The 25,393-nt window shown below is 64.2% G+C and carries 23 protein-coding genes; 7 read left to right on the top strand and 16 right to left on the bottom strand.

The genetic code is table 11. The annotated features are described in order from the left end of the window. Positions 1–102 precede the first annotated feature (102 nt). Entirely contained in the window at positions 103–2,421 is a 2,319-nt protein-coding gene (locus EV664_RS17190) for an FtsK/SpoIIIE family DNA translocase (RefSeq protein ID WP_133496955.1), read from the bottom strand. 120 nt (positions 2,422–2,541) lie between these two features. Here EV664_RS17190 and EV664_RS17185 point away from each other — a divergent pair, with 120 nt between their 5' ends. Beyond that, the gene (locus EV664_RS17185) at positions 2,542–3,759 is read left to right on the top strand and encodes an FAD-dependent monooxygenase (RefSeq protein ID WP_133496954.1); all 1,218 of its coding nucleotides are present in this window, start codon (positions 2,542–2,544) and stop codon (positions 3,757–3,759) included. A gap of 16 nt (positions 3,760–3,775) precedes the next feature. Here EV664_RS17185 and EV664_RS17180 read toward each other — a convergent pair whose 3' ends face one another. Continuing rightward, the gene (locus EV664_RS17180) at positions 3,776–4,156 is read right to left on the bottom strand and encodes a response regulator transcription factor (RefSeq protein WP_229668339.1); all 381 of its coding nucleotides are present in this window, start codon (positions 4,154–4,156) and stop codon (positions 3,776–3,778) included. Between the two features lie 120 nt (positions 4,157–4,276). Beyond that, on the bottom strand, positions 4,277–4,750 hold the full coding sequence (locus tag EV664_RS17175; protein ID WP_308423538.1) for a TlpA family protein disulfide reductase: 474 nt from the start codon (positions 4,748–4,750) through the stop codon (positions 4,277–4,279). 124 nt (positions 4,751–4,874) lie between these two features. Between EV664_RS17175 and argH the strand changes: the two genes are divergently transcribed. The 4 genes from argH to EV664_RS17155 are packed head-to-tail and all read left to right on the top strand — an operon-like array spanning position 4,875 to position 8,536. Beyond that, a complete protein-coding gene (gene argH, locus EV664_RS17170) occupies positions 4,875–6,254 on the top strand; it encodes an argininosuccinate lyase (RefSeq protein ID WP_133496952.1) in 1,380 nt (459 codons plus the stop codon). After that, positions 6,251–6,496 (top strand): hypothetical protein, encoded by a 246-nt coding sequence (locus EV664_RS17165; RefSeq protein ID WP_162848895.1) that lies wholly within the window; start codon positions 6,251–6,253, stop codon positions 6,494–6,496. Before argH ends, EV664_RS17165 begins: the two co-directional genes overlap by 4 nt. Before the next feature lie 4 nt (positions 6,497–6,500). Further along, entirely contained in the window at positions 6,501–7,760 is a 1,260-nt protein-coding gene (lysA, locus tag EV664_RS17160; RefSeq protein ID WP_133496951.1) for a diaminopimelate decarboxylase, read from the top strand. Then, positions 7,757–8,536 carry a precorrin-2 dehydrogenase/sirohydrochlorin ferrochelatase family protein gene (locus tag EV664_RS17155; RefSeq protein WP_133496950.1) on the top strand — a complete coding sequence of 260 codons (780 nt, stop codon included), beginning with the start codon at positions 7,757–7,759 and terminating at the stop codon, positions 8,534–8,536. The genes lysA and EV664_RS17155 overlap by 4 nt, the downstream gene beginning before the upstream one ends. A 44-nt stretch (positions 8,537–8,580) precedes the next feature. Here EV664_RS17155 and EV664_RS17150 read toward each other — a convergent pair whose 3' ends face one another. From EV664_RS17150 to EV664_RS17110, 8 genes are all read right to left on the bottom strand, one after another. Further along, the gene (locus tag EV664_RS17150; RefSeq protein ID WP_133496949.1) at positions 8,581–11,331 is read right to left on the bottom strand and encodes a TonB-dependent receptor; all 2,751 of its coding nucleotides are present in this window, start codon (positions 11,329–11,331) and stop codon (positions 8,581–8,583) included. A 202-nt stretch (positions 11,332–11,533) separates the two neighbouring features. Then, positions 11,534–12,340, bottom strand: a complete 807-nt coding sequence (locus EV664_RS17145) for a FadR/GntR family transcriptional regulator (RefSeq protein ID WP_268237689.1) — start codon at positions 12,338–12,340, stop codon at positions 11,534–11,536. 56 nt (positions 12,341–12,396) lie between these two features. Further along, the gene (locus EV664_RS17140) at positions 12,397–13,392 is read right to left on the bottom strand and encodes a MarR family winged helix-turn-helix transcriptional regulator (protein WP_133496947.1); all 996 of its coding nucleotides are present in this window, start codon (positions 13,390–13,392) and stop codon (positions 12,397–12,399) included. A gap of 44 nt (positions 13,393–13,436) precedes the next feature. Beyond that, positions 13,437–14,315 (bottom strand): hypothetical protein, encoded by an 879-nt coding sequence (locus EV664_RS17135; protein ID WP_133496946.1) that lies wholly within the window; start codon positions 14,313–14,315, stop codon positions 13,437–13,439. Positions 14,316–14,420: 105 nt separating this feature from the next. Continuing rightward, positions 14,421–15,917, bottom strand: a complete 1,497-nt coding sequence (locus EV664_RS17130; protein WP_133496945.1) for an NAD(P)(+) transhydrogenase (Re/Si-specific) subunit beta — start codon at positions 15,915–15,917, stop codon at positions 14,421–14,423. Positions 15,918–16,030: 113 nt separating this feature from the next. Beyond that, on the bottom strand, positions 16,031–16,330 hold the full coding sequence (locus EV664_RS17120) for an NAD(P) transhydrogenase subunit alpha part 2 (protein WP_133496944.1): 300 nt from the start codon (positions 16,328–16,330) through the stop codon (positions 16,031–16,033). A gap of 97 nt (positions 16,331–16,427) precedes the next feature. Next, positions 16,428–17,549 (bottom strand): Re/Si-specific NAD(P)(+) transhydrogenase subunit alpha, encoded by a 1,122-nt coding sequence (locus tag EV664_RS17115; RefSeq protein WP_133496943.1) that lies wholly within the window; start codon positions 17,547–17,549, stop codon positions 16,428–16,430. Position 17,550: 1 nt separating this feature from the next. Continuing rightward, entirely contained in the window at positions 17,551–17,673 is a 123-nt protein-coding gene (locus tag EV664_RS17110) for an aa3-type cytochrome c oxidase subunit IV (RefSeq protein WP_133496942.1), read from the bottom strand. A 147-nt stretch (positions 17,674–17,820) separates the two neighbouring features. Here EV664_RS17110 and EV664_RS17105 point away from each other — a divergent pair, with 147 nt between their 5' ends. Together EV664_RS17105 and EV664_RS17100 are read left to right on the top strand one after the other, a co-directional pair. Continuing rightward, entirely contained in the window at positions 17,821–19,248 is a 1,428-nt protein-coding gene (locus EV664_RS17105) for a sigma-54-dependent transcriptional regulator (protein WP_133496941.1), read from the top strand. Positions 19,249–19,292: 44 nt separating this feature from the next. Next, positions 19,293–20,267: a hypothetical protein gene (locus tag EV664_RS17100; RefSeq protein WP_133496940.1), complete on the top strand. Its 975-nt coding sequence runs from the start codon at positions 19,293–19,295 to the stop codon at positions 20,265–20,267. A 9-nt stretch (positions 20,268–20,276) separates the two neighbouring features. Here EV664_RS17100 and folP read toward each other — a convergent pair whose 3' ends face one another. The 5 genes from folP to thiD all read right to left on the bottom strand — a co-directional run bounded on the left by folP (position 20,277) and on the right by thiD (position 25,004). After that, positions 20,277–21,410, bottom strand: a complete 1,134-nt coding sequence (gene folP / locus EV664_RS17095) for a dihydropteroate synthase (RefSeq protein WP_133496939.1) — start codon at positions 21,408–21,410, stop codon at positions 20,277–20,279. Positions 21,411–21,428: 18 nt separating this feature from the next. Continuing rightward, on the bottom strand, positions 21,429–22,562 hold the full coding sequence (locus EV664_RS17090) for a site-specific DNA-methyltransferase (RefSeq protein WP_133496938.1): 1,134 nt from the start codon (positions 22,560–22,562) through the stop codon (positions 21,429–21,431). Positions 22,563–22,859: 297 nt separating this feature from the next. Beyond that, the gene (locus tag EV664_RS17085) at positions 22,860–23,480 is read right to left on the bottom strand and encodes a ribonuclease HII (protein WP_133496937.1); all 621 of its coding nucleotides are present in this window, start codon (positions 23,478–23,480) and stop codon (positions 22,860–22,862) included. Then, positions 23,473–23,811, bottom strand: a complete 339-nt coding sequence (locus EV664_RS17080; protein WP_133496936.1) for a hypothetical protein — start codon at positions 23,809–23,811, stop codon at positions 23,473–23,475. Before EV664_RS17080 ends, EV664_RS17085 begins: the two co-directional genes overlap by 8 nt. Next, positions 23,808–25,004 carry a bifunctional hydroxymethylpyrimidine kinase/phosphomethylpyrimidine kinase gene (gene thiD, locus EV664_RS17075; protein ID WP_133496935.1) on the bottom strand — a complete coding sequence of 399 codons (1,197 nt, stop codon included), beginning with the start codon at positions 25,002–25,004 and terminating at the stop codon, positions 23,808–23,810. Before thiD ends, EV664_RS17080 begins: the two co-directional genes overlap by 4 nt. Positions 25,005–25,393 lie beyond the last annotated feature (389 nt).

The following is a 25,393-nucleotide window of genomic DNA, read 5'->3' as shown; positions in this document are numbered from 1 at the left end:
GCGCAAGCAGGATGGGTTTCACGCTTTTTTCTCTCCTGGACATGGGCCACGGGAATAGCAGGACGGGTTGAACGCGTCGTGAACCTTACGGTTGCGTGACGTTCAGGCGAGCGGGCGGCCCTCTTCATCCATCAGCACCTCTCGGCGGCCGACATGGTCGGGGCGCGAGACGAGATTTTCGCCCTCCATCCGCTCGATCAGCCGGGCGGCCGAGTTGTACCCGATCCGCATCTGACGCTGCAGCCAGCTGGTCGATGCCTTCTGGCTTTGCGCGACGAGCTGGATCGCCTGACGGAATTGCCGGTCTTCGGGGCTGTCATCGCCCGGTGCACCGTCGAGCGCGAACGAGCCTTCCTCCGGCTCTTCGGTCACTGCGGAAATATAATCGGGCTGGCCCTGCGCGCGCCAGAAATCGGCGATTGCCTGCACTTCTTCGTCGGTGACGAAAGGCCCGTGGACGCGGGCAAGCTGCTTGCCGCCAGGCATATAGAGCATGTCGCCCTTGCCCAGCAGCTGCTCGGCACCCTGTTCGCCAAGGATGGTGCGCGAATCGATCTTGCTGGTGACATGGAAGCTGATCCGCGTCGGCAGGTTCGCCTTGATGACGCCGGTGATGACGTCGACCGACGGGCGCTGCGTCGCCATGATGAGGTGGATGCCCGCCGCACGCGCCTTTTGCGCAAGCCGCTGGATCAGGAATTCGACTTCCTTGCCCGCCTGCATCATCAGATCGGCGAGCTCGTCAACGATGATCACGATCTGCGGCATCGCGGCGAGGTCGAGTTCTTCTTCCTCGTAAATCGGCTTGCCGGTGTCCGAATCATAGCCGGTCTGGACGCGGCGGCCGAGTTTCTGCCCCTTCGCCTTTGCCGCGCGCACCTTTTCGTTGAAGCTCGCAAGGCTGCGGACATTGAGCGAGGCCATCATGCGATAGCGCTCCTCCATCTGCTCGACCGCCCATTTCAGCGCGCGAACCGCCTTTGGCGGGTCCGTCACGACATCGGCGAGCAGATGGGGGATATCCTTGTACATGCTGAGTTCCAGCATCTTCGGATCGATCATGATCATCCGGCACTGATCGGGCGTCAGGCGATAGAGCAGCGACAGGATCATGCAGTTGAGTCCGACCGACTTACCCGAACCGGTTGTACCCGCGACCAGCAGATGCGGCATCGGCGCAAGGTCGGCGATGACCGCGTCGCCCGCGATATTCTTGCCCAGCACCAGCGGAAGCTGCGCCGACTGATCCTCGAACGCCTGACTGCCGATCAGTTCGTGGAGATTGACCATCTCGCGCCGGGCATTGGGCAGTTCGATACCGATCACGCTGCGCCCCGGAATCGTCGCGACGCGCGCTGACATGGCCGACATGTTGCGGGCGATATCGTCGGCAAGCTGGATCACGCGGCTCGCCTTGATCCCGCTTGCCGGTTCGAGTTCGTACATGGTGACGACCGGGCCGGGGCGAACCTCGACGATCGAACCCTTCACATTGAAATCGTCGAGTACCGATTCGAGCAGTCGGGCATTGCGTTGCAGTGCTGCCTTGTCGATCTTCGTACCGCTGTCCGTCGGGGCGGGGGTGAGCAGGTCGAGCGGCGGCAGGTCGAAATTGTCGCGCAGGTCGAGCGAGGTCTGCGCCGGTTTTGGCTTTGCCGCCGATGGCGCGACCGCGCGATCGGCAATCACCGGGTCGGGGCGCGTCTCGGGCATGGCGATCTTGCGGGGGGCAGGCTTTTCGGCGGGTTCGCGGAACGGGAGGTCATCGTCATCCGCTTCGGCGAAATCGTCGAACGGCGCTGCCGCCTTGCTGCGCCGGGCGAGCGAGGGCATGCGGATCGCCCCGCGCGGCAGACGGATGGTGAGCGCGCGCGCCCACAGGAACAGTCCGGCAATCCCGCTCACTGCCGCAAGCCCGCGCACCGTCCATAGAATCGCCTGCGGATCGCCGATAAATGCCGTGGCCCAGCGCACCAGCGCGGCAAGCGACAGGCCGATCAGCCCGCCATAGCCGCCGGGCAGCCACAGCACGGCCTGTCCCGAAACCAGCGCCGCCGCAAGCGATAGCAGCACCACGCCGATCGCGGCATTGCGCAGCATCCGTTGCCATGGCCCGAGCGCGACATCGCTCCACAGCCGCACCGCAAAGATCAGACCCAGCGGAAGCATCAGCACCACCGGCACACCGGCGATCGCGAAGAGCAGGTCGGCGACGACCGCACCGGGATCGCCCAGCAGATTTTTCGCCGGGCCGGCGGCGGCGGTGTTGAGCGACGGATCGCCCGAATGATAGCTGGCAAGCGCCACCGCCACGGCAAGCGTCAGCAGCAGCAGGACGATCCCGCCGATGATCGCGCCGCTGCGCAATGCGCCTTGCTTCATGGTGTCGCGCCACAGCGCCGGGCTCGCATTGGTCGCCATGCCCATATCCTTCTGGATTTCAGCGAAAGTCGGTAAGTCGCGGAAATCATCGCGCCTGGCGACTCCCCCGTCAAGTCGCGCCATTGGCAGGGGACGGCGGCTGCGTTAAGACCCGGTGTCATGGAACGGGCTGATATTCTCATCCTTGGCGGCGGCCTTGTCGGCAGCGCGCTGGGCACTGCGCTCGATGCGCATGGCATCACCTCGATCATCGTCGATACCGCCGATCCGCAAGTGATCCTTGCCGCCGAACATGACGGGCGCGCCTCTGCCATCGCCAGCGCGCCGCACCGCATGTTGCAGGCGATCGGCGTGGCCGACCGGCTGGGCGATGCGGGCTGTCCGATTCGTTCGATCCGGGTGAGCGACGGGCTGGAACCGGGCAAGCTCGATTTCGATGCGGGCGAGGGCGAGGATGCGCTCGGCACCATGTACGAAAACCGTATCCTTCGCCGCGCACTGCACGAATCGGCAAAGGCGGCGGAGAAGGTCGATCTGCGCATGAAAACGCATGCGGTGTCGGTCACCCGCGATGCGCATGGCGTCACCGCCGAACTTTCCGACGGCACCACCGTCCATGCCGCGCTGCTGGTCGGTGCCGAGGGGCGCAATTCGCCGACGCGCGATGCCGCGCTGCTGCGGGTGGCGCGCTGGCAATATGACCATGCCGCGATCGTCACAGGGTTTCACCACGAACACCCCCATGACAATGTCGCGTTCGAGATTTTCTATCCCGAAGGGCCGTTTGCGCTTCTGCCGCTCAACGACGACGAGCATGGCCATCGCTCCGCCGTCGTATGGACGGTGCGCCGGGATCAGGCGGCGGGGATGCTGAAATTGTCGGAGCGCGGCGTTCTGGCCGAAGCCATGAAGCAGACCGGCGGCTTTCTGGGCGAATTGTCGCGGCTCGCGCCGCGATCGTCCTATCCGCTGGGCTTTCACCATGCAGCGAAGATCACGTCGGACCGGCTGGCCCTGGTCGGTGATGCGGCGCATGGCATTCACCCGATTGCGGGGCAGGGGGTCAATGTCGGCTTTCGCGATGTCGCCGCGCTCACCGAGGTGCTGGTCGAGGGCAAGCGGCTGGGCATGGACCCCGGCGATGCGCAGATCCTCGCGCGCTACGAACGCTGGCGCAGCCTCGATACCTTCATGGTGTCGCTCGCGACCGACGGTCTCACCCGGTTGTTCGGCATGCCCGGCAAGTCAGCGAATCGGGTGCGCCGCGTCGGGCTCGACATGGTCGACCGGCTGCCGTTTCTGAAAGACGCCTTCATGGCCGAAGCGCGCGGCGAATCGGGCGAAGTTCCCCGCCTGCTACAAGGCTCGACCGTCTGACGACCGGCACCGGCGATCAGCCGGGATCGCCGTTTCGCTGCAACAGTTCGGCAACGCGCATGGAGAGCGCGTCCGGGCGGAACGGTTTGGTCATATAATCCTGCGCCCCGGCGTCGAGGGCATGGCGCACCTCCGCTTCGCCGCTGAGCGCGGTCAGCATCATGACCATGATGTCGCGCATGGCGCTATCCTCGCGCATCGCGGCAAGCACTTCCTGCCCGCCGAGCCGGGGCATCACCGAATCGAGAATCACCAGATCGGGCCGGAAATCCTTCAGCCGATCAAGCGCCTCTACCCCGTCTTCGGCAGTGACGACATGATGGCCATCGGCTTCGAGCCGAAGCTGCGCAAGCTCCAGAAGAATGTCGTCATCATCGGCAAGCAGGATAAGCGCCACGATCTATGCTCCGCTCCGGGTCACCTCAGCCTTTTCTATCACAAAGCGTTCATCAACCTTTAAAATAGTTTAGCGGGTGTCCGGGCGAAGCGGCGACCCGCCGCTTGCGACCCCGCCGGGTCAGTGCGTCGCTTCGGCGATCAGCGCGCGGGCCTTGTCGCTCGCCCAGTCCATGCCGCCGGTCACCCGCCACACTTCCCTGCCGTCCGAATCATAGAGGATCGTCGTGGGGAGGTTGACGCCATAGCCGGTAGACAGCGCCAGTTGCGGGTCGAGCCAGGGTTTGAGATTCGCGAATTTGCGCTTTGCAAAGAACGGATCGACCTGTTCCTTGCCGCCCAGATCCTGACTGACGGTCAGCACCGTGACCTTGCCCGCCAGATCGCCGGCGAGCGAATCGAGCGTCGGCATTTCGGCGATACACGGCGCGCACCAGGTCGCCCACAGGTTCAGCAGCACCGGCTTGCCCCGAAAATCAGCAACATGCGCCGGCTTTCCATCGGGTGCGGTGAACGCGATATCCGGCGCTGCCTCGCCCTTATGGCTGCGATCGACCTTGCCCGAAAGCGATTCGCCTCCCGCGGACAAAGCCATGCTATTGCCCGCATTGTTCGCGGTTGCTTGCTCCGGCGCGGCCGATTGCTTATCGCAGCCCCCGGCAAAGAGGGCCAATCCAAGGAGAAGCGCGATTCCGGAGCGCAAGGCAGACTCCAATCAAATGTGGGGCGGACGGTTCGAAGGTGGCCCGTCGGCGGTGATGCGCGTGATAAATGCGTCGATCCCGTTCGACAAGGCGCTATGGCGACAGGATATTGCGGGATCGAAGGCGCATGTCGCGATGCTCGCCAAACAGGGCATTGTCAGCGCAGAGGATGCGCAGACGATTTCCGACGGGCTGGATGCGGTGGCGGCGGATTATGCCCGCGATGGTGTGCCCGAGCTGCTCGACCTTGAAGATATTCATATGGTTACCGAACGCGCGCTGGCCGACAAGATCGGGCCGGCGGCGGGGCGGTTGCATACCGCCCGGTCGCGTAACGATCAGGTGGCGACCGATTTCCGGCTCTGGGTACGCGAAGCGATCGATGAGATCGATGCCGGCCTTGCCGCGCTGATCGACGCGCTGATCGCGCGGGCTGAGGAACATGCCGATTCGGTGATGCCGGGCTTCACTCATCTGCAATCGGCGCAGCCGGTGACGCTGGGCCACCATCTGATGGCCTATCACGACATGGTCGCGCGCGATCGCGGTCGCTTCGCCGATGCGCGGGCGCGGATGAATCGCTGCCCGCTGGGCGCGGCGGCGCTGGCCGGGACAGGCTTCCCGATTGATCGCGAAGCGACGGCAGCGGCGCTTGGGTTCGATTCGCCGACGACCAACTCGCTCGACAGCGTGTCGGATCGGGATTTCGCGCTCGAATATCTCACCGCCGCCGCGCAATGCGCGCTGCACCTGTCGCGGCTGGCCGAGGAATTCGTGATCTGGGCGTCGCAGCCCTTCGGCTTCGTCTCGCTGTCCGACCAATGGTCGACGGGCAGTTCGATCATGCCGCAAAAGCGCAATCCCGACGCCGCTGAACTGGTGCGCGGCCATGCCGGCCGGGTGATCGGGTGCATGACCAGCCTGATGGTCACGATGAAGGGGCTGCCGCTCGCTTATTCGAAGGATATGCAGGACGACAAACCGCCGGTGTTCGAGGCGCATGACCTGATCGGCCTCGCCATTGCGGCGATGACCGGCATGGTGGAAAGCGCGACCTTCCGCACCGACCGGATGCGCGGGCTTGCCGAAAGCGGGTTTGCGACCGCGACCGACCTTGCCGACTGGCTGGTGCGCGAAGCGGGGCTGCCCTTCCGGGAGGCGCATCATGTGACGGGGCGGGCAGTGAAGCTGGCCGAGGATCGGTCGGTCCGGCTGCACGAATTGCCGCTCGCCGATCTGCGCGAGATCGATGAACGGTTCGATGAAAGCGTGTTCGGCGTGCTCAGCGTCGATGCCTCGGTCGCCAGCCGCCAGAGCCTTGGCGGCACATCGCCGGTCCGGGTGCGCGAAGCGATTGCGAGGGCACGCGCCGCACGGGGCGAGGAGGGGGCATGATGCGGCGGATCGCACCCCTTCTGCTCGCTGCGCTGACTCTGGCGGGGTGCGGGTCGAAAAACGCGCTGGTGCCGCCGCAAGGCGCGGCGCTGCCGCCCAAACCCTATGGCGCGAGCGAAACGCCGACCGCCGATCAGCTGATGCAGCCGCGTACCGCCGCCCGGCCCGAACGCAGTGACGATATTCTGACCGATTCGCGCGAGCGCGAATCGGATCCCTTTGACCTTCCGCCGAAGAACTGAATTTATGGACCATTTTCACTATCGCGACGGGCAGATGTTCTGTGAGGACGTCGCTCTGGAACGGATTGCCGCTGAAGTCGGAACGCCCGTCTATGTCTATTCGCAGGCGACGCTGGAACGCCATGCCCGCGTGTTTCGCGAAGGCGTGGGGGTGCTGCCGCGCGTCCATTGCGCCTTTGCGATCAAGGCGAACCCCAATCTCGGCGTGCTGCGCGTCCTCGCCAATCAGGGCTATGGTGCCGATGTCGTGTCGGGCGGCGAGATGGTCCGTGCGCTCGCGGCGGGGATGAAGGCGAAGGACATCCTCTTTTCGGGCGTGGGCAAGACGCAGACCGAGCTTGCCGCCGCGCTCGATGCGGGAATCGGCCAGTTCAATCTGGAGCATGAACCCGAAGGGATCGCGCTTGCCGCCATCGCGCAGGAAAAAGGGCTGAGCGCACCCGCCGTGCTGCGCGTCAACCCGGACGTCGATGCGGGCACCCATGCCAAGATTTCGACAGGCCTTGCCGAAAATAAGTTCGGCGTGCCGATTTCGGAAGCGCGCGCGATGTTCGCCCGGCTGGCGGCGCTCCCCGGCCTCGATATGCGCGGTATCGCGATCCATATCGGCAGCCAGCTTGCCGATCTTGCCCCATTGGAGCGCGCTTATACGCGCGTCGGTCAGCTGGTCGCCGAGCTTCGCGCCGACGGCCATGCGATCAGCCGGATCGATCTGGGCGGCGGTCTCGGCGTGCCCTATCGGCCGGGGGACGAGATGCCCAGCCCCGCAGCGCTCGGCGAGATGGCGGCGCGGGTGACGAAGGACTGGGACGTCGAGATCATGTTCGAACCCGGCCGGGTGATCGCGGGCAATGCCGGTGTGCTGGTGACCCGCGTTATCTGGGTAAAGCCGGGGATCGCGCGGGCTTATGTCATCGTCGATGCGGCGATGAACGACCTTGCCCGCCCGTCGCTCTATGACGCCTATCATGAATTTCAGGCAGTTCGCCCGACCGGCGAGCAGATGAACGGCAATATCGCCGGGCCGGTTTGCGAGACCGGCGATACCTTCGCGATGGACCGCGATTTCGACACGGTAGCGCCCGGCGATCTGGGCGTGTTCCGGACCGCCGGCGCTTATGGCGCGACCATGGCGTCGACCTATAACAGCCGCTCGCTGGTGCCCGAGGTTTTGGTGTCGGGCGATCGCTATGCCATTGTCGCCGACCGAATCCAGGCAGCCACCGTCATGGCCGCCGAACGCGTACCGGAGTGGTTGCCATGAGCCTTTCAGGACTTCCCGTGATGCTTCAGGTGGCCGGTCGTCCGGTCATTCTGGTGGGTGAGGGCGATGAAGCCGATGCCAAGCGCCGTATCCTCGAACGCGCGGGCGCGCAGGTGGTGGGGGAGACGGAGATTGCCCGGCTCGCCATCGTCGTCGCCGACAGCGACGAAGAAGCGCGCGCGATTGTCGAACGCCTGCACGAGCGCGACATTCTGGTGAACGCAGTCGATCGCCCGGCTTTGTGCGATTTCATCCTGCCCTCGATCGTCGAGCGCGATCCGGTGGTGGTCGCGATTTCGACCGGCGGTGCCTCGGCGGGACTGGCCGCCGCCCTTCGTCAGCAGCTCGAAGCGCTGCTTCCGGCAGGACTCGGCACGCTGGCGACGAAGCTTAAAGGTGCGCGCACCGCGCTTCGCGAACGCTGGCCCGACGGCGGCGAACGGCGCCGGGCGCTGTCCGGCGCGCTGGCGTCCGGGGGCAAGCTCGACCCGATGGTCGATCACAGCGACGACGCGGTCGAGCGCTGGCTGGAAAGCGAAACCAACGAACCGGTGAGCGAAGCGGCGAATCTGTCGCTGCGTTCGGAGGATCCGGACGAGCTCACTGTGCGTCAGGCGCGCCTGCTCGCCAATGCTGATTATATCGTCCACACGCCGGGCGTTCCGGCCGCGATCCTGCACCGCGCGCGCGCCGATGCGGTGCGGATCGAATGGGATGCGCAGACGCCGGGCGAACGCCCGCCGGGCCTGACCCTGTTCGTTACCATGGCGGCGTAATCCGTTCGGCGCGCCTGCGATTCGCCGGGCGCGCCGTTTTCGGATCAGAAGAACAGCTTGCGCACGCTCAGGCTTACCGTGCGGCCCAGCGGATCGACATAGCCCGGCTGATAGCTGATCGGCACGGTGCCGTCCGGCCCGGTGACTTTCTGCCGCGTGTTGAAGATATTGTCGACGGCCACCGAAACGCGAACGCCGCGCAGCCAGGGATGGTTCGCGACCCATGTATCGCGCTGGCCCAGATCGGCGAAGAGACGCAGGTCGAACGTCGCAAGGCTCGAAAAGCGCAGGCTCTGATCGCCGCTGGTGCCGCCATCGACGCGCGTCGCGCTCTTCCAGTCGCCGCTCAGCCGGGCACCATAGCCGTTTTTGAACACCCCTGCGCGCAGCTCTACCTCATGCCGGGGCTGGCCGCCGCTATTGCCCGTCGCTGAACCGTTGAGCAGATCGAGTACGGGCAACCCGTCGCCGATCAGGACACGGTTCTGCAGATAGATGGTGTGATAGGCGCTGAACATCAGGCGACCGCCGCCGCGACCGCGTCCGAACGGGCCGCGCCCGCCGCTGCGCCGGTTCGACTGGTTCGCCTGACGCTGCTCGCCCGATTGCGGCTGGGCTTTTCCGTCGCCGTCCTTCTTCTGCTGGTCGGGACTATCCGGTTTTTCGCCGCCGGGCGGCGCGTCATTTTCCCTGCGCGGTCGCTCCGGTGCGCCGGGGGGCGGGCCGCGTTCGGGCCCGGCACTGCCCAGTCTCTTGTTGAAATCGAAGCCCCAGCGCAATTGCTGACGGTCCGACCGCTGGAAATTGATCGGCCGGGTATCGACCTGAATCAGGTTCCCTGCCGAATCACGCACGAACCGGCCGGGAAAGGCCTGTTCGATCGCTGCGGTGGCGGCGGGGAAGGATGCGATCGGATCGTCGATCCGTTCCTTCACATATTCCGCGCTCAGCCGAAGATCGGGATCGCTGAGCGGCTGAACGTTCAGCGTGACGTTCATCACATGGCGATTGTCCGACCGCAGCGCCGGGTTGCCGCCCGATATGCTGGTGATGTCGACCGTTCGCCCGGTAACATAATCGAAGATGCGCGCATTGGGCGTCACGATCACTGCGCCGCCCAGCTGCGTCGCGCTGGGTGCGCCGTCTTCATCCGTGAACGACACCAGCAGCCGCACCTTGTCCACCGGCTCCCAGTTCAGCCCATAGCCGGTCGAAGTCAGCGTGCCGAAATCGGAAAGCTGCTGCACCTGCGCATTGGCGTTCAGGGAGAAGTGGCCGAGCCAGGGCAGCACGCCGCGATCCGCATCGGCGATGGGCAGATCGATATTCACCTGACCGTCGGCCTGGGTCCGCCCGATATCGCTGGTCTGAACAAGCCCCGATCGCGTCGAACGGCTATCAAAATCGCTGTTCTGGAAGCCGAGCTTGATGCTCGTATTCACCTCGCCCGCAGGCAGGTCGAGCGGCACGCCGGTGAAAAGCGTGTCGACCGATTCGCTGGTGGAAACCGACTTTGCACGATCGGTCGGGCGGTACAGATCGCCGTTGAGGAAATCCGGGCCGAACGGGTTGAGCGCCGGATCGCCGGCAAGCAGCGCCGCCTGAATCGCGCCGGTATCGACCCCCGTCTGCGTATAGGTATTCGTCTCCGCCCGATCGAAATTGCCGGTGACAGACCATTGCCAGTCCGACAGCGCCCCGTTCAGCGTGAAGCCGCCATGGCCGGTAACGCTATGCACATCCTGAGTCAGCGGGTCGGTACCCGCATAGCGATAGAGCGCAACGGTGTCCGAAAAGGGAGAGAATGGATTGGTGGCGGGCAGGGCCAGCGCCACCTGCGGCAGGCCGTTATAGGATTGGGTATTGGCCAGCGCGAGATTCAGATTGGCGGTCGCCGAGACATCGCCGATCCGCCTGGAATAGATGGTGTTCGCCTCGAAACTCTGGCTCGCCCCCTGCAGGGTGCGATAGGGGGTCGTGTCGGTTACATTCGCGCTCCGGGGGAAATCGCTGATCGTCGGAACGCCGCTCGTTACCGGCGCGCCTGCCACCGCAATGGGAAGCGCAGGATCGATCGCACCGCCCGAATTGCCGGGCGCGGTCACATTGCCGAAAATGTCATAGGGAAGCGCCGGTGTCGCGGCGATGATTCCCCGTTCGGATTCGAGCAGGCGCGACTTATTTTCATATTCCAGATTGATGTTCAGCCGCCCGCCATTGCGAATGCGCAGCAGGTTGGATTCGGCCTCGAACGCATTGGTCCCGCCCTGCGTCGGGATGTCGTCGTCGAGATCGACGGTCCATGCGCGGAACCGCTCGCGCAGCACGATATTCACCACCCGCTGATCGGCGCGATAGCCGTATTTCAGCGCGACCTCTTCGGGCAGGATATCGACCCGCTCGATCGCTTCGGTCGGAATATCGCGCATTTCGCGAAAATCGGACACGCGCTGTCCGTTGAGCAGCAGAACCGGTCGGCCCGCGCTGCGTCCGCGTCCGCTGGATGTCTGGGGCGACAAGGCGTCGAGCAATTCGGACACCGAGCTTGCGCCATAGGCACGGATATCGCCGGGACTGAGTGTCTGTTCGGGCTGGATATCGCCGATCACTGCGCCGCGCTGGCGTTCCGCGGTGACCACGATATCGTCGGCGGTGCTGATATCGGCACCGCTTGCCCCGCCCGCACCGGGATTGTCCTGCGCACCCTTTTGCGGCTGCGTCTTGGTCTGTGCATGAACGGCGATCGGTGCTGTGCCCACAAGCAGGAGCGCGACGAGTTTCTGGAATCGGTGCATTGGGGCATTCGACCTTTTCGAACCGCGGCGAAATACCGCTACGAACTCGCCTCTAGCGCTTCTTTGTCGCAAAAGTTTCGCAACCTGCCGGCCATGCACGGAATGTCCCGCACCGTCGCGACCGGATCGAAGGCCGGCGAAACGGATGGTTGCATATGGCGGCCCGTCATCGTCCGCATACCGTGGAGGGCGCAGGGGAAACTCAGGTCAGATGGGAAAAGCGCTTGCGCTTTTCCGCTACCTCGGCGCGGGCGCGTTCGATCGCTTCGGTTTCGGTGGCCTCGAGCAGCTCCTCGAAGACGCGCTCGAGATGGCTGCGCATCGCATCGCGGGCGGCGGCAGGATCGCGCCTTTCCAGCGCATCGATGATCGCGCGATGTTCGGGAACTCTGGGCGCCACGCCGGCCGCACGCACCTTGTTCGTCAGCAGATTATATTGCGGGGATTTGTCGCGCGCGTCCCAAAGGGTAGCGATCGTCATTTCCATCGCGCTGTTCTGCGTGGCGCGCGCAATCTCCAGATGGAATTCCTGATCGGCCGTTTCGGCGTCGATGATATCGTCGCTCTCCATCGCGACTGCGAGTTCGCGAAGACGCGCGATACGTTCGTCATCGATATGCAGCGCGGCCACGGCGCAGACCTCCGCTTCGAAAACACGGCGTGCTTCGAGCAGTTCGAACGGGCCGACATCCAGCGGTGCGCGATCCCCGCTCGCAACATCGAGCGCAGCGACATAGACCCCCGAATTCGTCCGCACCTCCACGAGGCCGTCGACCTCGAGCGAGATGATCGCCTCGCGCACCGTGGGGCGCGACACGCCGAATTGCTGCGCAAGATCGCGTTCGGACGGCAGCCGGTCGCCCACGGAAAACCGGCCTTGGCGTAACGATTGCCTCAGGCTCTCGGCGATCCGTTCATATAATCTGCCTTCGCTGCGTGGACCGGCCAAGTGCGCCTCTCGAAAATCGGAAGGGCGAGACTTACGGACAGGCGGGTTCGCGTCAAGCACAGGGTGTGTCGCCGGCGCCGGCGCGAAGGGAATCCTGCGTGGCGCAGACCCGCGTTTCAGCCGCGCGACGACCCCAGCGAGCCGAGCGCCGCGAAATAATCGCGCATCGCGCGGGTCGCCTTGGGCGTCAGCGCAAGGAACACGCGCCGCCGGTCGAGCGGATCGGCTTCGCGCTGCAACAGGCCTGCATCGGTCAGATTGCTGATCCAGCGCAATGCAGTGGTCGGCGGCACAGCGGCGGCGATGCACAGGCTCGACACCGAAACCTGATTGCCCTCAAGCTCGGCGGCGAACAGGTCGAGCAGCATGTCCCAGGCGGGATCAGCGAATAATTCATCGGTGAAGAACCGTTCGCGCAGTCGCCGTGCCCGAATCAGGTCGCGCACCCGGGCGGCATCGACCTCGGGTTCGTGCAACGGCTTCTGCACCGGCGGAGCGTGATACGAGGCGGTACGATCGCCGACATTGCCCCCGCCATCGGGCGTCATGCGCGTCAGGCGCGAAAGTGTTTCCGCGATTCGCGCGACTTCTTCGTTCAGCCGTGCCAGCCGGTCGCTTTCGGAATCGCGCGTTGCATCGTGAAAGGCGACCACCATCCGGCGCCCCGCCACGGCAAGCGCGGACACCAGTTCCGGCAGAGTCGGTTCGCATAACAGATGCACATGACCGCCGAGCAGACGCGCAGCAATAATGTCGATCTGATCCGGGGTGAAGGCGGCGACAATCTGCGCGCCGGTCTCTTCCGCGCATCGTACCGTGGCGTCGAGCGCGGTATCGAGCGTCGCTGAATCGACACCCTCCGCATCGATGAGCAGGATGTCGAGCGCGGCCTGCATTGCCAGCCTTTCCTCCGCATCGGCGAAGGGAATCATTGCATTGATCCGGGTTCCGGCAAGGGTCGCCGATTCGCGCGCAGTCTGTTCGGCGCGGGGCGTGTCGCACAATACGACGACCGACGCGGCAACCCTGCGCGTTTCCTCCCCCTGAAAATGTGCGCCGGGCATCGGATACTCCATGTCCTCGATGCCCTGATTGATGCCCGATTCGTCCATTCCGGGGCAGTCCTTTCACATCCGTTTCGGATCAATAACTTAGATCATGCCCAGATCCGGCTCAGTTCCTCGTCATCCTCGCCGCTAAGCTGGCGCGCGGCCATGGCGAGGCCGCATCCCGACAGCAGTACCCAGAGCATGCCCGAAATACCGCTCGCGATCAGTTGGGGGACGAGCAGCGCCGGGCTGATCGCGGCCATGTCCCTGCTCCTGTCCATCGATTCTATGCTGAACAGGGTGGCCATCGTACCGCCGCCGGTGATGAGCGTCAGTAAGGTCGACACAAGCGAATAGATCAGGAAGATGACGAGGAACGCGCCGAACAGCGCCCAGAAATTGCCGCGCGAACGCCGCCATGCTTCGCCGATCACGATTCGCCTGCGCAGCACGGTCAGCGGGAAGGCGAGGGCAAGGCGCACCGAGACGAACACCGCGAGAATATAGAGGCCGACCCCGATCACGATCGCCCATGCCGCGCCTCTGCCCGACGGAGCGGTGCCCGACCCGAACAGTCCGATCCCGCCGCCAAGCCCGAAGGCGATGGAGAGCAGCAGGAGGATCAGAAAAAATACGAGGAAAACGGCTATGCCGAGGCCGAGGATACGCAGTTCGTCCATGCCCACACGCAAATAGGCGTAGCGCGAATCCCGGGGTCGCAGAACGGCGCGATAGGCCGCATTGTTGAGGACCAGCAGCATCGCCATCAGAACGATATAATATAGCAACAGGCCGCCCATATGGCCGATCGCGGCCATGGGATCGAGGCCGGCGACATTGCCCGCCATGGTGGCCTGGAGCGAAGGCAGGATCAGCAGGCCGAACGGCAGCAGAAGCGCGATGTAGATCGCGGTCCAGATCGCCACGGCTCGCGGCTGCTCACGCGCGACCCGCACGCCTGCGCCGATGACGCTTCCCATATTCATCAATACTTCCCCCTGTCTTCCCCGGACATCCTGTTGCCATGGCAGGGCAGGGGGCGCCAGTCATAACAGCGGGGCGGGCGGTGAGAGGGAAGACGTGGCGCAGCGTCAGTCGAGCGACTTGACGATATCCTCGACCATCTTCTTGGCATCGGCGAGGAGCATCATCGTATTGTCCTGATAGAAAACCTCGTTATCGACGCCGGCATAGCCGACGCCGCCCATCGAGCGTTTGCAGAACAGGACCGTCTTGGCCGATGCGACATCGAGGATCGGCATGCCGTAAATGGGTGAGGTCTTGTCGGTCTTTGCCGCCGGATTGGTGACGTCATTCGCACCGATGACGAAGGCGACATCGGTCTGCGAAAACTCGCTGTTGATATCCTCCAGCTCGAAGACTTCATCATACGGCACGTTCGCTTCGGCGAGCAGCACGTTCATATGCCCCGGCATACGGCCCGCGACCGGGTGAATGGCATATTTGACCGTCACCCCCTCGGCCTTCAGCTTGTCGGCCATTTCGCGCAGCACGTGCTGCGCCTGCGCGACCGCCATGCCGTATCCGGGAACGATGATGACCTGTTCGGCCTGACTCATCAGGAACGCTGCGTCTTCGGCGCTGCCGCGTTTCCACGGACGGTCGATCTTTTCCCCGCCGCCCGAGGCGCCGCCGGAATCATCCGCGCCGAAGCCGCCCGCGATCACGCTGAGGAACGAGCGGTTCATCGCGCTGCACATGATGTACGAGAGGATCGCGCCCGACGATCCGACCAGCGCGCCGGTGATGATCATCGCGCTGTTGCCCAGCGTGAATCCCATCGCGGCAGCGGCCCAGCCCGAATAGCTGTTCAGCATCGACACCACGACCGGCATGTCCGCCCCGCCGATCGGGATGATGAGCAGAAAGCCGATGACGAACGACAGGACGGTGATCGTCCAGAATATCCACGGCGCCTGATCCTGTGTGAAATATGCGACAAGCCCAAGGATCGCTGCGAGCGTGCCGAGATTGAGGATGTGGCGACCGGGCAGCAGGATCGGCTTACCCGACATATTGCCGTTCAGCTTGGCAAAGGCGATGACCGAACCGCTGAATGTGATCGCGCCGATCGCGACGCCAAGCCCCATTTCGATCCGGCTGACGGGGAAGATGATGCCGTCGACAGCAATGCCGAACGCGCCCGGATTGAGATAGGCAGCGCAGCCGACCAGCACCGCGGCGAGCCCGACCAGCGAGTGGAACGCTGCGACGAGCTGCGGCATCGCGGTCATCGCAATGCGGCGTGCGATGGTCAGGCCGATCACCGCGCCGAGCGCGATGGCGGCAAGGATTTCGAAGATCGCCACAATGTCGATCCGCGCAAAAACCGGTCCGATTGCGGCGACCATCCCCGACGGCCCCTCCAGCACCAGCCCCACTGTCTCCATCGGCACATGCGTCACCAGCGTCGTGACGATGGCGATGCCCATACCGATCATGCCCAGCCGGTTGCCCCGGCGGCTGGTTGTCGGGCTGGAAAGGCCGCGCAGCGCCAGGATGAAACATATCCCGGCAACCAGATAGGCCAGCGCCACCCATGGATTAATCGGTGCTGCCTCGTGCATCTGCTATCCTTCCCCCGCTATCGTCATTGCGAGCGTAGCGAAGCAATCCAGCGGCACTGCCCGCAATATGGATTGCTTCGTCGCTGCGCTCCTCGCAATGACGGCAAACTCCATTATTTCTTCGCAGCCGCAGGCCGCTCCTTCTTCTTGTACATGGCGAGCATGCGTTCGGTGACGGCAAAGCCGCCGAAGATATTCACGCTGGCCAGCACCACCGCCAGCAGTCCCAGCCATTTCGCGGTCGCTTCGCCTGCCGCTGCACTGGCGATCAGCGCGCCGACGATAATGACAGATGAGATCGCATTGGTGACTGCCATTAGCGGCGTGTGCAGCGCGGGCGTCACTGACCAGACGACATAATAGCCGACGAAACAGGCCAGCACGAACACCGACAGGATAGAGATGAAATCCATTATGCTTGTCCCCATTCGGTCGATTGCTGCTGCGGCCGCGGCATCGTCGCGCGCCCGATCGCCCGACCTTCGCTTCTCCGGCCGGGCGAATATCGGCTCATGCGAGCAGCCGCTCGCTGACGACCCTGCCGTTCTGCGTCACCCGCACGGCAGTGCCGATCTCCTCGTCCAGCACCGGCTTTCCCGTTTCCTTGTCCCAAAAGGCGGAGAGGAAATTGTAGAGGTTGCGCGCGAACAGCGCCGAGGAATCGGTGGCGATCCGGCTGGCCACATTGGTATGGCCGACAATGCGCACGCCGTGCCGCTCGACCACCTGCCCGGCGACCGCGCCCTCGATATTGCCGCCCTGTTCGACGGCGAGATCGACGATCACGCTGCCCGGCTTCATCGTGGCCACCTGCGCATCCGAAATCAGGCGCGGGGCGGGCCGGCCTGGAATCAGCGCGGTCGTGATGACGATGTCCTGTTTGGCGATATGCGCGGAGACGAGTTCGGCCTGCGCCTTTTTATACTCCTCGCTCATTTCGGTGGCATAGCCGCCGGTGCCCTCTCCCTCGATCCCGGCGACATTTTCGACGAAGATCGGCTTAGCGCCGAGCGACTGAATCTGTTCCTTCGTCGCGGCGCGCACATCGGTCGCCGAAACCTGCGCACCCAGACGCCGCGCGGTCGCGATCGCCTGAAGCCCGGCAACGCCGACGCCCATCACGAAGCATTTCGCCGCCGACACGGTGCCCGCCGCCGTCATCATCATCGGAAAGGCGCGATCATATTCCGCCGCCGCGTCGAGCACCGCTTTATAGCCGGCGAGGTTCGACTGAGAGGACAGAATGTCCATCGACTGGGCGCGGGTAATGCGCGGCATGAACTCCATTGCCAGCGCCTCGATTCCCATTTCGGCATAGCGGTCCACCCGGGCGCGTTCGCCGAACGGGTTCAGCCCGGCGACCAGCCATGCGCCCTTCGGCATCGCGGTAAGGCTGTCCGGTTCCGGGCCCTGCACGGCAAGCACGATATCCGCGCCCGAAAGCACGGCAGCGCGATCGGCGATCGTCGCACCTGCTTCCTCAAAAGCGGTATCGCGATAGGATGCCGCCTCTCCCGCGCCGGTTTCCACTGCCATTTCGGCGCCCAGCGCGATGAATTTCCGGACGGTTTCGGGAACAGCGGCAACCCGGCGTTCGCCCGCAGCGGCTTCTTTCAGGACCGCGATCTTCACGTCAGGAGATCATCCACACGACCGCGACGACAATAATCGCCACGGCCAGAAGTCCCCATTTGAACAGCTTCGTAAAGGCGCTGTAGGTGCCCATATGGGCTTTCAGATCGCTGCTGTCGGCCATCTTCGGTCACCCTCCTCAACCTGTAATATGTATGTGTTAGCTTTAGGTGCCCCGATGCTCAAGCGTCATGGGAAGTTAAGTTTTTAAATGCGCTTTTACCGATTATAGCTATGGGTGACCTTTTATGGGACAGCCAAGGATCTGGGCATGACGCGAAACGGCCAGCGACTGTTGATGCTGATTGACGATGAACCGGCGCAGCGCCGCCTGGTTGCTGCGATTGCCGCCCGGCGGCAATGGCGCACGGTTCATGCCAATGATTCGGAAGCGGCGCTTGCAATCCTTGATACCAATGACGGTGCCTGTCTTGACGCGATCGTGATCGATTCGCGCGCGCCGGATTACGATGTTGCCGAACTGATCGGCGTATTGCGCGGCCATCGCCCGAACATGCCGATCCTGATCCTGACCGCGAACAGTTCGGTCGAGGCGGCGGTCAGTGCGGTGCGCGCCGGGGCGACCGACTTTCTGGTAAAGCCGCTTTCGCCCGAACGGCTGCTCGCCGCGCTCGATGCTGCAGTCGGCGGGGAAGGGAAGGGCGAGCTTCGCCCCCTCACCGAACGCATGTCGCAGCCGCTGGGCTTTGACGAGGTCGTCGGCTCCGCACCGCAATTCCGCTCGGCGCTGGCGATCGCGGCCAAGGCGGCGCGCGCGCGTGTCCCTGTGCTGATCGAGGGGGAAAGCGGCACCGGCAAAGAAGTGATTGCCGAGGCGATTCATGCCGCATCGCCCCGCCATGCGAAACCGATGGTGCGGGTGAATTGCGGTGCAATCCCCGCCAATCTGGTCGAATCGGAATTGTTCGGGCACGAAAAGGGCGCGTTCACCGGCGCGTTCGAGCGCAAGATCGGACGGTTTCGCGAAGCAGACGGCGGCACGCTGTTCCTTGACCGGGTCGGCGAAATGCCGCTCGACGCGCAGGTGCGATTGCTGCGCGTGCTGCAATCGGGCGAAGTGCATCCGCTCGGCGCGCGTCATTTCCACGCGGTCGATGTGCGCGTGATAGCCGCGACCAACAAAAGATTGCTGGACGAGATCGAGGCAGGGCGGTTCCGCGAAGATCTCTATTATCGGCTCAACGTGGTGCAGGTGACGCTGCCGCCGTTACGCGAACGCAGCGGCGATATCGCGCCGCTTGCCCGCCATCTGCTCGCGCGGATCGCGCGTCAGCCGGGGCTGCGCCCGCTGGGGATTACCGACGATGCGCTGTCGCTGCTCGCCAGCTATGAATGGCCGGGCAATGTGCGCCAGCTGCACAATGCGCTGTTTCGCGCATCGGTGCTGGCCGAGGGCGATGCGCTGACCCGCGCCGATTTCCCCAAGATTGCCGAACTGGCAAAGGGGAGCGGCCGGGCGATGGGGCCGATGGCGCGCGATATCGGCCATGCGGGGGTGACGCTGTTCCATCCCGACGGCAATCTGCGCGCGCTTGAAGAAATCGAGGCGGATGTGATCCGCCTTGCCATCGGCCATTATCGCGGGCGCATGACCGAGGTTGCCCGGCGGTTAGGGATCGGGCGTTCGACGCTGTACCGCAAGCTCAGCGAGCTTGGCATCGATCAGCACGCCGCCTGAGCGAAGTTTCGGGAACGCCACGTGGAGTGATGATTTAACGGGATATGCGACGCACGACGATATTCTTCGTGGCGGCGATCGCCGGACCGATCGCGGCATGCCACCAATCGGCGCCCAGGCGCGAAGTCGCCAATGCGCAGGATCAGGCAACGCATCCGGCGGCTGAGGGCCGATGGCGGGAATATCGCAACGACCGGTTTGGCTATGTCATTGCCGTGCCGCCGGGGTTCAGCGCCGATCCGGCACCGCAAAATAATGACGGGCGAATCTTTCGCAGCGGCGACGCGGCGCTTCGCGTCGCCGGATCGCACAATGTGCTGGGCGCGCGCTTTGCCGATCAGATTGCCCAGATGCGCGACGATCAGACCGATGTTGCTTTGCTTTCCCAAACGCCGATGACCTGGCGTGCGAGGGGACGAAGCGGGGACGGCTGGGTGGTCGATATGTTGCTCGCCCGCGTCGGCGACGACAAAAGGATCGCGGCATGGTTTAGCTATCCCGGCAATGCGAGCGAACAATTGGCCCAGCTTGCCGATCGCGCGCTCGGTTCGCTGAAACTGATCGGGCGAATCGGGCCGGTGCGGTTTCGCTATGCGCCGCAGCGTTATAGCTCGACCGACGTGATGATGCAGACTCCGCCCGCTTATGACCGCGAATTGCGCGCGGTGAAGCTGATCCCGGTCCGCCGGGCCGCTCAGCTTGGCGAGGTGGGGTGCCGCTACGGCCTTTCGGGCAAGACGGAACGATGCAGCGCGCCGAAGGAGGCGGGACTCGCCTTCGCAATTGACGACCGCTCGATTGCCGCGGTGCGCGCCGCCTTTGCCGATGATGCGATCCGGCCGCGAACGCTGGCGGGCGTTACCGGCTTTTCCGTTACGCAGCAGGCGGAGGGGGAGGGCGTGCGCTACAGCTTCCTGCCCGTGGGAGAAAAGACGCTGGTGATCGAGCGGCTATGGCGCAACGGCGGCAACAGCTCGTCCTATAACCGCGTGCTCAAATCGCTGAAACTGGACGGCTGAGACCGGCGGTCAACCGCGCATCGGGCCGGTCAGCGCCGCATCCTTCATCCCTCGCCATACCCGAAGCGCCTGCGCAGTTTCGAAAACATCGTGCACGCGCAGCAATTGCGCGCCGAGTTCAGCGCCCTTCAGCGCGAGCGCAAGGCTACCGCCCAGTCGCTGATCGGCGGGCGCTTCGTTCGAGAGCGCGCCGATCAGCCTCTTGCGGCTGGCGCCGAGCAGGATCGGGCAGCCAAGCGCATGGAACAGCGCAAGGCCGTTCAGCAGCGCCAGATTGTCGGTCATTGTTTTGCCGAAGCCGATGCCGGGATCGATCAGGATGTTGCGACGATCGACCCCCGCCGCCGTAACTGCGTCGATCCGCGCCTCCAGCCAGTCGTAAATCTCGATCAGCGGATCAGCATGACCCGTCCCGCCATGCGGCCCCTTTTTCGGATCGGGCGAGTGCATCAGCACGACCGGGCAGCCCGCTCGCGCCACCACCCCGACCGCCCGATCGTCCCATAGAAGCGCCGCGACGTCATTGACGATATGCGCGCCCGCCGCGAGCGCTGCTTCCATCACGCCAGCTTTGCGCGTGTCGATCGATACCGCCACGCCCGATGCGGCAAGGCGTTCGACGACCGGTACGGTGCGGCGAATCTCGTCTCCCTCCCACACCGTCTCCGAACCCGGTCGCGTCGATTCGCCGCCGACATCGATGATCGCCGCTCCGGCAGCGCTCATATCGAACCCGGCGTTCGCCGCGCCCTCCACATCGTCCAGATGCCGGCCGCCGTCCGAAAAACTGTCGGGCGTCATGTTGAGGATGCCCATCACCAGCGGCTGGTCGAAGCGGAGAACCCGATCGCCCGCGTGGATCGCCGGGCGCTGGGCAGCGATCCGCTCCGCCTGTTCCGAGAGCCGTTCGGCCTGGGATTCCGAAAGGGCGGCGATCAGCGCGGGCAGCGCAGCGACGGGGATCGTCGCCTGCACTATGCGCCGCGCCACCGAAACCGCGATCAGCTCATAGGCGGCAAACCACAGCAGTCCACCGGCGAGCCGGACCACCTCGCCGTCGCGCCCCACCGGCGTATCGGCGAACTGGACCGGTCGCAGATAGAGGCGCGCATCGCGGGGAATGGTGGCGGGATTGATGGTCATGCGCGCCGCCACCGCCGATCAGGGCTGGGTGGCGAGCAGATAGGTCTGGCGCACCGAATCGATGGGCAGCAGTGCTCCCTCGACCTCATGATGCCAGAAGGTCCAGCCATTGCAGGAAGGTGCATTCTGCACGGTCGAACCGACCTTGTGGATCGATCCGGTGACGCAATCGCAAGTCAGCGATCCGTCCGCACCTACAATCGCGCGCCAGCGCCGCTTTGCGTCGGTCAGCACCGTGCCGGGCGCGAGATAGCCATTCTCCACCAGCTGGCCGAATGCGACGCGCGGCGCCTTTTTGGTATTCGCCTGCATGGTTTTGAGCTGCGATTCGTCGAGCGGGAGTGCCGCCTCGATCCGCTCCTGCGCGGCTTCGATATAATTGATTTCGCGCTCGATCCCGATCCAGCGGCGCCCGAGCCGCTTGGCGACCGCGCCGGTGGTGCCGGTGCCGAAAAACGGGTCGAGAATGACATCGCCGGGCTTCGATGCGGCAAGCATCACACGGTACAGAAGCGCCTCGGGCTTTTGCGTCGGGTGAACCTTGGCCCCGCCTTTTTTCAGCCGCTCCGGCCCGCCGCAGATCGGAAATTCCCAATCCGAGCGCATCTGAAGCTCGTCATTCAGCGTCTTCATGCTGCGATAGTTGAAGGTGTATTTCGCCTTCTCGCCCATCGACGCCCAGATGAGCGTTTCGTGCGCATTGGTGAAGCGCGTGCCGCGGAAATTGGGCATCGGATTGGCCTTGCGCCAGACAATATCGTTCAGGATCCAGAAGCCCAGATCCTGCACCGCCGTGCCGACGCGAAAGATATTGTGATAGCTGCCGATCACCCAGATCGACCCGTCATCCTTAAGGATGCGGCGCGCTTCTTTCAGCCATGCTTTCGTAAACTTGTCGTATGCAGCGAAGCTGTCGAACTTATCCCAGTCATCGGTGACCGCATCGACCTGGCTGCCGTCGGGGCGCGCGAGATCGCCGCCCAGTTGCAGATTATAAGGCGGATCAGCGAAGATCATGTCGATCGACTTTGCGGGAAGCGATTTCATCGCCGCGATGCAATCGCCCATCAGGATCGTATCGAGCGGAAGCGCCGCCGGTGCCTTCGCCACTGCGGCCCGCGACCCCGTCCTGACCTTCTCCAAAACCCCCATGAATCAATCCCTTTCAATAACAGTCGCGGTTTTCTGCGGATTCTGACGAGTCCGTCAAGCGCTGATCGGGAAAGGCGCTGTTGCAGCGATGCGCTCCGCCACCGGAACATTCGGGCATTCGGGAAGATGTTGAGTCCGCAAGTTATCCACAGGCACAAGGGATGGGGTGTGACGGAAAAGACTCAGGTTTTTCGATCGCCGTCATCGCGATGGCGATTGCAGTCGGGGAAAGGGTAAAATTCGGCGCGAATGCGATTCGAACCGGCACAGTGATTCGAATGCGCCGAATCAACCAAGCTATCCGCGCTCCGCTGTCGGTATCACCAACGGCAATTCCGCCTGCGCCACGGGGGCGAAGCTGCGGCGGTGGAGCGGGGTGGGGCCATATTCGCGCAGCGCGCGCAGATGACGGGGGCATCCATAGCCCTTGTTCGAATGCCAGTTATATTGCGGATGCGCTTCGGCATGGGCGATCATGATCGTGTCGCGGGTATGCTTGGCGATGATCGAGGCAGCCGCGATGCACATCGCCTGCGCATCGCCCCCGACGATCGCCGTGGCCGGCCAGCTCCAGCGGGGCAGTCGGTTGCCGTCGACCAGCACATGGCCCGGCGGCGATTCAAGTGCTTCGACGGCCAGCGTCATTGCCTTCATCGTCGCCCAATAGATGTTGAGCCGGTCGATCTCGTCAGGCTCGACAATGCCGATGCCGATAATCGCGCGTTCGCGGATGCGTTCGTAGAGCGTCGCGCGTTTCACGGCGCTCAGCTTTTTCGAATCGTCGAGACCGCGCGGACAATTGCGTTCGGGCAGGATGACGGCGGCCGCAACCACCGGTCCGGCAAGCGGCCCGCGTCCGGCTTCATCCACGCCGCACACGGGCGCAGGGAACAGTTTTTCGTGTCTGCGGCTAGGCATGGTCTCGCGCTTCCGGTGCGACGGTCCATAAATTGCACAGCTCGCGCATGTCCATGCGTGCAAGCTCTTCGACGATCGCCCCGCGCATCACCCGCCGCGCATCCGCCGCGTCGACATCGGCGAAGGCCCGGTCGCGCGTCGCTGCATCCGGCCAGCGGGCAAAAGCGCAAAGCGTGCCGTCGCCACGGTCGAACAGCGCCGAACCGTGCGAGCCATGGCGTTTGAGCGCGTGCGTCATCGCCGCCCATGCTTCGATAAAAGCGGCGCGTCGATCGGGGGCGATTCGCCAGTGGAAAAAGGTCGCCAGCATCGCGTCGGGTTCGCCGCTCATTCGCCCGGAACCCGCCAGGGCGGAAAGCGGCGCATCTCGCCCGCCTGATACAGGCAGACGGTGTTTCCGGCGGGATCGGTCAGCCGCGCCTCGCGCCAGCCCCATTTCTCATCGCGCGGATCGCTGTCGAACTTCAGGCCGAGCAGCTTCAGCGTCTCGACCGTCACGTCGAGATCGCCGCATTCGAAATAGATGACCGGTGCCCCCCCGATCTCGTCCGCCGCCTCGATCGAAAAGGTCGCGCCGCCCTCGCTTTCGAACCGGGCATAGCGCGGACTCGACCGCACAATCTGTTTCAGCCCGAGCATGCGATAGAAATGCTCGCTCGCCGCAAAGTCGCGCACCGGGACGGTGATCTGGTTGAGCATCGGCGCCCAGCGGGTGGGGTTGCAGTCGAGCCGCACTGCCTGTTGCCCCATCGGCCCGTGCCCCGCCCCGAAGCCCGGTGCCTCGCGAAGCGACAGGCGGACGAAGCGGCGCGCCCGCTCGACTGCCTGCGGCAGCGTCCAGTCCTTGGCCATCTCGGTGGCGATGGCGCTCGAGAGGGTACAGCCGGTGCCGTGATGATGGTCGGTGTCGATCCGCGGATCCTCCCACGCGATTTCGGGCGGATGTTCGGGGTCGACGCCGAACAGCCAGTCGGTCACCGTATCGCCTTCGCCATGGCCGCCCTTTACGAGCACCGCACAGCCGCGCGCATCGGCAAGCGCGCGCGCTGCCTTTGCCTGAGCGGCGGGCGTGCGTGTGGCTTCGCCCGACAGCGCGGCAAGCTCCGGCAGATTGGGGGTGGTGAGCGTCGCGACCTGCATCAGCCGCTCGAACGCGGCGATGCTTGCTTCATCGGCAAGGCGCGCGCCGCTCGATGCCACCATCACCGGATCGAAGATGATCGGCAGCTCGGGCAGCGCGGAGAGACGCTCGGCCAGCGCGCGCGCGGTGCGGAGCGATCCGATCATCCCGATCTTGATCGCGTCGACCCCGATATCGTCGATCACCGTGTCGATCTGCGCCAGCACCATATCGGTGGGGATGGCGTGAACATCGCTAACGCCCAGCGTGTTCTGCGCCGTGACCGCAGTGATTGCGGTCATGGCATGGCCACCAAGCATCGTGACCGTCTTTATATCCGCCTGGATACCGGCACCGCCGCCGGAATCGGACCCGGCAATAATCAGAATGCGCGGGGGCGTCATATGCGTGCTCCTGCCGCGCCAACGAGCGCGCCTATATATAGGGAAATAGGAATGGCGTGTTGCATCGCGCCTATGTGCCATCGCCGGCGGCCCATTTACAGGGGGGCGAGTCGTCGTGTCGCTGCGGACCTTAGGTGCGCCTAACCGGAATCGCAGCGATCCGGGTGACCGAAAAGCCGATTCATGGTCGATTCCATGGAACGATTCGGTTGATTCGAGGGTTTTCACCCTTCGCGCATCACGATCGCACAGTGTTTTTCGGCCGTGAAGCCCGCAGAAAACCAATCTTTTTTGAAAAGATGTCGGAAAAGTTTCAAAAAGGGTTTGACGGGTGTGGGGTGTATGCGTAGAAGCCACTTCACCGACGCGGCGGGCCACACGGAACGCTT

The sequence above is a fragment of the Stakelama pacifica genome (genome assembly GCF_004361835.1).
Lineage (GTDB): Bacteria > Pseudomonadota > Alphaproteobacteria > Sphingomonadales > Sphingomonadaceae > Sphingomonas > Sphingomonas pacifica.
Note: the sequence above shows the minus strand (reverse complement) of the source record. Positions and strands in the feature narration are given on the sequence as shown.